This is a genomic window from Candidatus Methylomirabilota bacterium, assembly GCA_035260325.1.
GTDB lineage: Bacteria > Methylomirabilota > Methylomirabilia > Rokubacteriales > CSP1-6 > AR19.
Map to the genome: position 1 here is coordinate 1 of DATFVL010000305.1, position 6,432 is coordinate 6,432.

The window sequence follows — 6,432 nt, forward strand, 5'->3', positions numbered from 1 at the left end:
CGCGGATCGGCGGCCACGAGCGCGCGCGCCGTCCGCACGGTCTCGACGAGCCGGTTCGGCAGGTCGCGCGCCTGCGCGGCGCGGATCGCCGCGAGCGCGCGCTCACCGCCGCGCGCGAGGGCGGCGGTCACCTTGGGCTGCACGCCCGACTCGAGCACCATCACCTCGGCGCCCTCGCTGAGGTGGTGCACGAGCGCGAGGGCCTCGCCGCGGGCGGCCTCGAAGCGCGAGGGCGCGACGTCGCGCGCCTTCATCGACGCCGAGGTGTCGAGCACGACCACCACCTTGCGCGCGCCGTCGCCCATGATCGTCACGGCCGGGCGCGCGAGCGCCAGCGCGAGGGCGAGGAGCGCGAGGAGCTGCAGCAGCAGCAGCGGGTCGCGCTGGAGGCGCTGGAAGAACGCGGACGCCTGCCGGTCGCGGAGCGACGGATCCCACAGGAGCAGGCTCGCGACCCGCCGCTCGCGGCGCCGGACCTTGAGGAAGTAGAGGAGGACGAGGGGGAGCGCCAGCGCGAAGAGCGCGAGCGCGAGGGGCGAGAGGAAGCTCATACGAGCAGGCGGCCCCTGATCCGCGAGAGCACGAAGTCCGCCACCGGCGTGTCGGTCGTGACCCGGTGGTAGCCGATCTCCTGCGCGCGGCAAAAGGCCTCGGCGCGCTCGAGGAACTCGGTGAGCCGCCGCCGGTACGCGCGGATCGCGTCACCGTCCACGCTGAGCTCGCGGACCTCGCCGGTCTCGCTGTCGACGAGGCGGAGATCGCCGGCGAGCTCGGGCTCCAGCTCCTCCGGCGTCAGCACGTGCACGAGGTGGACGTCGAAGCGCCGCTCGAGCAGCGCGCGCACGCCCGTCTCGTACCCCGCGGGATCGAGCAGGTCGGAGATGACGACGGCGAGCCCGGGGTCGCGCGAGCGCATCGCGTAGTTCTGGAGCCCGTCGTTGAGCCGCGTGCCCCCGTCCGGCTCGACGCGGCCGAGGAACTCGAGCAGGCTCACGACGTGGCCGCGCCCGCGCGTCGGCGCCCAGCCCTCCGCCACCCGCTCGCGGAGGACGCCCACGCCGACGCGCTCCATACTCACCAGGCCGATGAAGCCGAGCGCGGCGGCGACGCGCGCGCCGTACTCGAGCTTGGTCGGCGCGCCGAACTGCATGGACGCCGAGGCGTCGAGCAGCAGATGCAAGCAGAGCTCCTCCTCGTCCACGAACAGCTTGACGTAGAGGCGGTCGAGGCGCCCGTAGATGTTCCAGTCCACGTAGCGCAGGTCGTCGCCGGCGCCGTAGCCGCGGTAGTCGCAGAACTCGACGCTGTGCCCCCGCCGGGGGCTGCGGCGCTCCCCCTTCACGCGCCCGCGGAAGACCCGGCGCGAGAAGAGCGACAGGCGCTCGAGCTGCGCCAGGAACTCGGGGCCCAGCAGCGCGTCGCGCGTCGCGGGCATCCTAGCGCTCGTCGAGGGACTGGAAGTAGTTCCGGATCTGGTCGTGGAAGTCGCGCGGCACCTGCTCGCGCGTGATCGCGTCCTCCATCAGCTTGCGGTACTGGCCGATGACGCCGAGGTACTGCAGGCGCGAGGCCATCGGACCCCCGCGGCCCGTCAGGTTGGTCTCGTAGCCCTCCTTCCGCCCGCGCCGTGACTCGCCCTCGACGCCGACGTCGAAGGGGTTGGCGCGGAGCCGCGCGGTCGCATCGCCCTTGGGCGCGCCGCTCTTGCCGCGGCCGGGCAGGAGCCCCTCGCCCTCGCCGAAGTCCTGGTCCTCGGGACCGAGGCCCTCGCCGCCGCGGGCGCGGTCGCGGCCGCGCCCGCCGCGCTCCCCCTCGCGCCCGCCGCGCAGGCCCTTGCCCGAGCGCTGGGCTTCGTCCTGGGCGCGCATCTTGTCGAGCGCGCGCTGCATGGCCTCGAGGGCGCGATCGGTCTGGCCCCCCTCGAGCGCCTCCATCCCCTCGGCGGCGTCGCCGGTCCAGCCGCCGCCCTTGCGCCCGAGGCGCTCCATCTCCTCGAGGAGCTCGCGCAGCTTCTGCGGCGAGATGTCCGGGCTGAGCCCGCCCAGCAGCGACTTCGACTTGCGGAAGATCATCTTGTACTGCGTGGTCGTGAAGTCCGTCTGGAGGTCGGGCAGCCGGTCCATCTGCTCGAGGAGCTTCAGCCGGTCGTCGCCCCGTTTGAGGAAAGTGCTGAAGTCGGGGCGCGCGCCCGAGAGCGCGGTGTCCTTGAAGATCGCCGAGAGGTCGCCGGGCGCGGCGCCGGCGCCGCCTGGGCGCTGCGCGAAGTCCCGCTCCTCGAAGGCCGGACGCTTCAGCGGGTCCCTGGCGAGCGGCCGCGAGCGCTCCTCGAGCAGCGCGGACTGGGTGCGGTCCTCCTGCTGCTCCTGCTCGCCGGACGGCAGGAAGTCGGGCAGCGCGGAGGGCAGCGGGATCGGGGGCGCGAGCGCGAGCACGAGCGCCGCCAGCGCCGGCACCGGCAGCCAGCGGGCCTCCCGCGGGAGCACGCGGCGGGCGACCCGGCGGGACGGGAGCGCCTCGACCCGCGCCGCGGTGTCGGCGACGAGCACGTCCACGAGGGGCGTGCGATCGGGCCGCGCGGCCCACTCGAGCGTCGTTGCGACCCGGTCGTCGAGGCCGAAGGCGCGGTCGGCGAGCCGGGCCGCGCGCACCGGCGTGACGCGCCGGAGCGCGCCCGAGAGGCCCCCGGCGCAGGCGCCCGCGGCCACGAGCGCGGCGGCCGCGGCGACGGCCGCGGGGCCGAGCGGGGCCTTCGCGACGAGCAGGAGGGCGGCGGCGATCGAGCCCCAGAAGGCCCCGCGCAAGGCGTTGTACTCGGCGCGACGCTGCCGGATCTGGCGCGCGACGCGCCGGACGAGGACGTCGATCGCCTGCGGCTGCGCCATCAGCTCCCCCCGCGCCTAACGGAGAAAGGGTTCCTTGCCGCGGACCGTTTCCGCCTCGGCGGTCGCCACGAGCTGCTCGACGAGCGTGTCGGTGTCCACGCCCTCGGCCTCGCCCTCGAAGTTCAGGATGATGCGGTGGCGCAGCGCCGGCGCGGCCAGCGCCTTGATGTCCTCGGCGCTGACGTTGTAGCGGCCCTCGGCGAGCGCCTTGACCTTCGCGCCGAGCACGAGCGCCTGGGCGCCGCGTGGGCTCGCGCCGTAGCGGACGAAGCGCTGCGTGACCTGGGGCGCGCCCTGCCACTGCGGATGGCTCGCCATCACGATCGTCGAGGCGAAGTCGCGGACGTGCGACGCGATCGGCACCTCCCGGATCAGCTCGCGGAACGCGAGCACGCTCGGTCCGTTCAGGACGCGGCTGACGGCCGCCGGCCGCGACTGCGTCGTGCGGTCGATGATCGCGTTCAGCTCCTCGATCGCCGGGTACCGCACCCGGAGCTTGAAGAAGAAGCGGTCGAGCTGGGCCTCGGGCAGCGGGTAGGTGCCCTCCATCTCGATGGGGTTCTGGGTCGCGAGCACGAAGAACGGCGCGGGCACGGGGCGCGAGACGCCGCCGACCGTGACGGAGCCCTCCTGCATGCCCTCGAGCAGCGCCGACTGGGTCTTCGGCGTCGCGCGGTTGATCTCGTCGGCGAGCAGGATGTGGGCGAAGATCGGCCCGTGCTGGAACTGAAAGTGCTTCCGCCCGTCGGCGTCCTCCACGATGATGTTCGTGCCGATGATGTCGGCGGGCATCAGGTCGGGCGTGAACTGGATCCGCGAGAACGAGAGCTCGAGGCACTCGGCGAGCGTCTTGACGAGGAGCGTCTTGCCGAGCCCGGGCACGCCTTCGAGGAGCACGTGGCCGCCGGCGAACATCCCGGTGAGCACGTGCGTGATGATCGCGCGATGGCCGACGATGACCTTCTCGACCTCGGCGCGCAGCGCCTCGAACGCGGCGACGAACTCGCGGACCCGGGCCGCCTCCTGACTCATCGAGGTCTCCTCTCCCCGCCGCCCTTATTCCAGCAATTATCGAGGACCCGTCAAGCCGCGCGTCGGTCACCGTGTCCGGCGCCCGCCTTGCTCTCATACTACTCGATCCGGGCGACGAAGCATGACCAATCGGCGCGCGCGCGCGCTCCGGCACGGCCTGCTCGTTCGAGCGGCAGGCGACCGCCGCAGTCACCGCTATAGATGTCGCGCCGACCCCCCGGCGTTTCGCCGGCGGACGCGACGGCGCTCAGGCGGAGACGCGCACGAGGCGCCGGTAGACGTCGAGGTAGCCGTCCACCTCCCGCGCGGGCGGGTAGCTCCGCTCGACCCGCAGGCGCCCGGCGGCGCCGAGCCGCGCGCGGAGGGCGGGATCCGCGATGAGGCGCTCCGCCTGGCGCTCGAGCTCGGCCTCGTCGCGGAAGAGAAGGCCGGTGACGCCGTCCTCGATCAGCGAGCGGTTGCCCTCGATGTCGGCCGCGAGCGCCGCCCGGCCGAGCGCCAGCGCCTCGAGCACCGAGTTGGCCATGCCGCCCTCCGAGATCGAGCAGTTCAGCACGACGTCGGCGCGGGCGAGGAGCGACGCCATCTGCGCGTGCGGCACCGCGCCGAGGTGGCGCGCCCACGGCCGCTCCGCCAGCGCGCGGAGGAGCGCGTCGCCCTCGTCCCGGTCGAGGACGGGGCCCGCGTAGAGCAGCCGCACCTCGGGGCGGCGCGCGGCGAGGCGCCCGAGCGGGCCCAGCGGCAGGAGCGGCCGCTTCACGGGGCGGATCCCCGCCGGGAAGAGGAACAGCGCCGCGTCCGGCGGGAGCGCGACGCGCGCGTCGAGGTCGAACGCGCCGCCGGGCTCGAAGCGCGCACCCTGGGGAACGACGACGAGGCGCCCGCGCAGGTCGGGCAGGGCGCCGGCGACGCGGTCCGCGATCGAAGCGTGGAAGACGGTCACGCGCGACGCGCCCTCGAGGACGTGCCGGACGACCGCGGCGCGCTCGACGTCGAAGAGGTCGTGGTTCGCGTCGGTCCCCGTGAGCGTGACGACGAGCGGCAGCTCGGCCCGGCGCGCGAGCCTGAGCGCGAGCGGCCCCGTGCGGTAGGCGTGGAAGGCGTGCACCAGGCTCGGCGCGTACGCCTCCACCTCCCCCTCGACGCGCGCCTCCGGCTCCACGGAGAGGTCCCAGACGGCGAGCTCGACCGAGCGCTCGCGGAGGCCCCGCGCGATGCGCGCCACCGTGACGGCGTTCCCGCGGACGGAGGGGTGCGCGAAGGGCGTCAGGAGCGCGACCCGCGGCGACATGCGCCCGAGCATACGAGGATTGGCGCGATGCGTCCAGCGGCGCCGGAATCCCTCGCGCGCCCCGCGGCATCTACATATAATGACGCCGATGTCCGAGTATGGAGCCAGCGGCTCGTCATCGATCGAGTGCCGGCAGATCGCCGAGCTGCTCGGCGACTATCTCGAGGGGACGCTTCCGCGCGAGACGCGCGAGCTAATCGAGTGGCACATCGAGGGGTGCGGGCCGTGCGTCGCCTTCGTGAACACCTACCGCGGGACGATCGACGCGGCGAAGAAGCTCCGAGAGGTCGAGATCCCCGGCGAGCTGAAGAAGCGCCTCCTCGCCGTCCTCCGCACGCAGCGCGCCGCTAAGCCGTAACCCGGATCACCGCCTCCCGCAGCACCTCCCCGATCTCCCAACACTCCTCGCCGCGACGCCGGAACGCGTCCGCGACGGCGCGCGCCCGCTCGGGCGCCACGGAGAAGAGGAGCCCGCCCGACGTCTCGGACTCGGCGAGCAGCGAGACGAGATACGCGGGCACCGTCGGGTCGATCTGGAGGTCGCGGCCGAAGACCGCGTCCACGTGGCGGCGGTTGCGCTTCATGCCGCCGCTCCAGTGCCCCGCCTCGGCGAGCTCGCGAGCGCCGGGGAGGAGCGGTACGCGCGCGGCCGCGACCGCGATGCCGGCGCCCGAGGCCTTGACCATCTCGCCCGCGTGACCGAGGAAGCCGAAGCCCGTGATGTCCGTCGCGCCCTTCGCCCCGGCCTCCGTCGCGACCTCGGCGGCCGCGCGGTTGAGCCTCAGCATGCTCTGGACGGCGCCCTCGAGCGCCGCGCGGCTCGCGTGGCCGTCCTTCGCCGCGGTCGTGATCACCCCCGTGCCGAGGGGCTTCGAGAGGAAGAGCCGGTGGCCCGGCACGAGCCCGCCCTTGACGAGGATGCGCGCGGGGTGGACGCGGCCGGTGACGCAGAGGCCGTACTTCGGCTCGGCGTCCACGACGGTGTGACCGCCGGCGATGACGCCGCCCGCCTCCGCGACCTTGTCGCTCCCGCCGCGGAAGACCTCAGCGATGATCCCCTTCGACATGTCGCGCGGGAAGCCGGCCACCGCGAGCGCGAACATCACCTCGCCGCCCATCGCGTAGACGTCGGACATGGAGTTGGCCGCCGCGATCGCGCCGTAGGTATAGGGGTCGTCCACGATCGGGGGGAAGAAGTCCACCGTCTCGACGATGGCGACCTCGTCG

At 73.9% G+C, this 6,432-nt stretch carries 7 protein-coding genes; 1 reads left to right on the forward strand and 6 read right to left on the reverse strand.

Translation table 11 applies throughout. The features are described from left to right. The 5 genes from VKG64_19510 to VKG64_19530 form a co-directional block, all read right to left on the reverse strand. On the reverse strand, positions 1-551 hold a 551-nt coding region (locus tag VKG64_19510; protein HKB27227.1), incomplete at its 3' end, for a VWA domain-containing protein. Continuing rightward, positions 548-1,435 carry a DUF58 domain-containing protein gene (locus tag VKG64_19515; protein ID HKB27228.1) on the reverse strand — a complete coding sequence of 296 codons (888 nt, stop codon included), beginning with the start codon at positions 1,433-1,435 and terminating at the stop codon, positions 548-550. The genes VKG64_19515 and VKG64_19510, both read right to left, overlap by 4 nt. A 1-nt stretch (position 1,436) precedes the next feature. Then, the gene (locus VKG64_19520; protein HKB27229.1) at positions 1,437-2,882 is read right to left on the reverse strand and encodes a hypothetical protein; all 1,446 of its coding nucleotides are present in this window, start codon (positions 2,880-2,882) and stop codon (positions 1,437-1,439) included. A 15-nt stretch (positions 2,883-2,897) separates the two neighbouring features. Next, positions 2,898-3,914, reverse strand: a complete 1,017-nt coding sequence (locus VKG64_19525) for a MoxR family ATPase (GenBank protein ID HKB27230.1) — start codon at positions 3,912-3,914, stop codon at positions 2,898-2,900. Positions 3,915-4,161: 247 nt separating this feature from the next. Next, on the reverse strand, positions 4,162-5,205 hold the full coding sequence (locus VKG64_19530; protein HKB27231.1) for a glycosyltransferase: 1,044 nt from the start codon (positions 5,203-5,205) through the stop codon (positions 4,162-4,164). Positions 5,206-5,293: 88 nt separating this feature from the next. On the opposite strand from VKG64_19530, the gene VKG64_19535 reads away from it, so the two are divergent. Beyond that, positions 5,294-5,563, forward strand: a complete 270-nt coding sequence (locus VKG64_19535) for a zf-HC2 domain-containing protein (GenBank protein HKB27232.1) — start codon at positions 5,294-5,296, stop codon at positions 5,561-5,563. Here VKG64_19535 and selD read toward each other — a convergent pair. Further along, positions 5,553-6,432, reverse strand: an 880-nt coding sequence (selD, locus tag VKG64_19540) for a selenide, water dikinase SelD (GenBank protein ID HKB27233.1), incomplete at its 5' end; no start/stop codon positions are given. The two genes, VKG64_19535 and selD, sit on opposite strands and share 11 nt — an antisense overlap.

Coding starts and splice junctions, on each gene's coding strand:
- VKG64_19515 (HKB27228.1), bottom strand. CDS start 1,435: ATGCCCGCGACGCGCGACGCGCTGCTGGGCCCCGAGTTCCTGGCGCAG.
- VKG64_19520 (HKB27229.1), bottom strand. CDS start 2,882: ATGGCGCAGCCGCAGGCGATCGACGTCCTCGTCCGGCGCGTCGCGCGC.
- VKG64_19525 (HKB27230.1), bottom strand. CDS start 3,914: ATGAGTCAGGAGGCGGCCCGGGTCCGCGAGTTCGTCGCCGCGTTCGAG.
- VKG64_19530 (HKB27231.1), bottom strand. CDS start 5,205: ATGTCGCCGCGGGTCGCGCTCCTGACGCCCTTCGCGCACCCCTCCGTC.
- VKG64_19535 (HKB27232.1), top strand. CDS start 5,294: ATGTCCGAGTATGGAGCCAGCGGCTCGTCATCGATCGAGTGCCGGCAG.